At 68.2% G+C, this 1,210-nt stretch carries 2 protein-coding genes; both read left to right on the top strand.

Features of this window, described 5'->3' with window-relative positions; all coding sequences use genetic code 11:
- A partial coding sequence (locus FFS27_RS33965; protein WP_256659911.1) for a hypothetical protein occupies positions 1-102 on the top strand: 102 nt, incomplete at its 5' end.
- A 169-nt stretch (positions 103-271) separates the two neighbouring features.
- A partial coding sequence (locus FFS27_RS32930) for an NADH:flavin oxidoreductase/NADH oxidase (RefSeq protein WP_137952564.1) occupies positions 272-1,210 on the top strand: 939 nt, incomplete at its 3' end.

Genomic DNA, 1,210 nt, shown 5'->3' with positions numbered 1-1,210 from the left:
GCCTGTGGAGTGATTAGCTCGGCGCAGAACCGCAACTACTCGGCGGCTGACGTCACCCGGGCGTTCAGCACCGTCGGCGTGACCTGCCCGAGCGCGTTGTAAGCTCGGTGGCCCCGGCCGGCACTCCAGGAAGGAATGCCGGCCGGGGCCGCTCAAGCCGTCTTCCGCCAGGAGGACGGCTGCTTTATGTCGCTTGGGCCGCTGGCCTCCGCGAACCCGGTCTAAAGTTCAGGGGTGAGCATTTATTCCAAGACCGACCGGGAGTCCTGCCATGAGTCTGCTGTTCGAGCCTCTTAGCCTGCGTCAAATCACCTTGCCCAACCGCATCGCCGTATCGCCCATGTGCCAGTATTCGGCGCAGGAGGGCCTGGCCAACGACTGGCATCTCGTGCACCTGGGCAGCCGCGCGGTGGGCGGCGCCGGCCTGGTGATCGTCGAAGCCACCGCGGTGTTGCCCGAGGGGCGCATCACCGCCGACGACCTCGGCATCTGGAGCGACGCGCATGTCGAGCCGTTGCATCGCATCACCCGTTTCATCGAGTCCCAGGGCGCGGTCGCCGGGGTTCAGCTGGCCCACGCCGGGCGCAAGGCGAGTACCTGGCGGCCGTGGCTGGGCAAGCACGGCAGCGTGCCGATCGGCGACGGCGGCTGGATACCGGTGGCGCCGTCGGCGATCCCGTTCGATCCCCAGCACACGACCCCCGAGGCCCTGAGCGAGGCGCAGATCGAGGCGCTGGTGCAGGCCTTCGTACGCGCCGCCGAGCGCTCCCTGGCTGCCGGCTTCAAGGTCGCGGAGGTGCATGCGGCCCACGGCTACCTGTTGCATCAGTTCCTCTCGCCGCTGTCGAACCAGCGTCGCGACCAGTACGGCGGCTGCTTCGAGAACCGCATCCGCCTGCTTCTGCAGGTCACCGCCGCGGTGCGCAAGGCCTGGCCGGAAGAGTTGCCATTATTCGTGCGGCTGTCCGCCACCGACTGGGTGGAGGATGGCTGGAACCCCGACGAGACCGTGGAACTGGCCCGGCGCCTGAAGGACCTGGGCGTGGACCTGATCGACGTGTCTTCCGGCGGTACCGCGGCGAATGCGGAAATCCCGGTAGGACCGGGCTACCAGACCGAGTTCGCCGAACGGGTGAAGAAGGAGGCCGGCATCGCCAGCGGCACGGTGGGCATGATCACCGAGCCGGTGCAGGCCGAGCATATCCTGCGC

Origin of the sequence: Pseudomonas sp. 2VD (assembly GCF_005503585.1) — a bacterium.
GTDB classification, from domain to species: Bacteria; Pseudomonadota; Gammaproteobacteria; order Pseudomonadales; family Pseudomonadaceae; genus Pseudomonas; species Pseudomonas aeruginosa.
This window is presented reverse-complemented; position numbering and strand designations above follow the sequence as displayed.